The organism is Neisseria sp. P0021.S007 (assembly GCF_051956855.1).
In genome coordinates this window covers 1-605 of sequence record NZ_JBQCXA010000769.1, presented here as the reverse complement: position 1 = coordinate 605, position 605 = coordinate 1, and the positions used below count along the sequence as shown (strand labels likewise).

The following is a 605-nucleotide window of genomic DNA, read 5'->3' as shown; positions in this document are numbered from 1 at the left end:
GTTTTGTTTGATGCCATTGCCGGCCTAACCCATGAAATCCGCCGCTACGGCTTGTTCAACTTTGTGATGTCCAACGGTGACTGCCTGTTTGCCCACGCCAGCACCTTGCTGCACTACATCGTGCGCAAAGCCCCGTTTGGCAAAGCGCGTTTGCTGGACGATGATGTCATGGTCGATTTTTCAGAAGTGACCACCCCGAACGATAAAGTTTCCGTCATCGCCACCCTGCCCCTGACACGAGATGAAACCTGGTCGCAATTGGCAGTCAATGAATTGGTGATGTTTCAAGACGGCGACATTGTCCTCAGCGACCGCCCCAACAATCCGGTTTACATGAGTGCGGAAGAGGGTTTGGAAATCGCCCGCGCCGTCGGTGTATCGGTTTAACGGTTGATTGACTGAAAAACTCAAGGCCGTCTGAAAGGGCAACTTTGCCAAAGTTGCCCTTTCAGACGGCCTTTTTATACTTAATCCATAGTCAAAGCGTTTACTATACGAAAATAGCGCAATCCGCTACAATAATAGGTCACAAACAATGAATTCAATTGCTTAGCGACCTTGCCGAGCGTATGACAAGGAAACCCGATGAAGTGCCCGTTTTGCCA

At 49.9% G+C, this 605-nt stretch carries 1 protein-coding gene; it reads left to right on the top strand.

Going from position 1 to position 605, the window contains the following annotated elements; translation table 11 throughout:
- Window positions 1-387: class II glutamine amidotransferase (locus ACTHUR_RS15865; protein WP_440399620.1), on the top strand; the 387-nt coding region annotated here is incomplete at its 5' end.
- Window positions 388-605 lie beyond the last annotated feature (218 nt).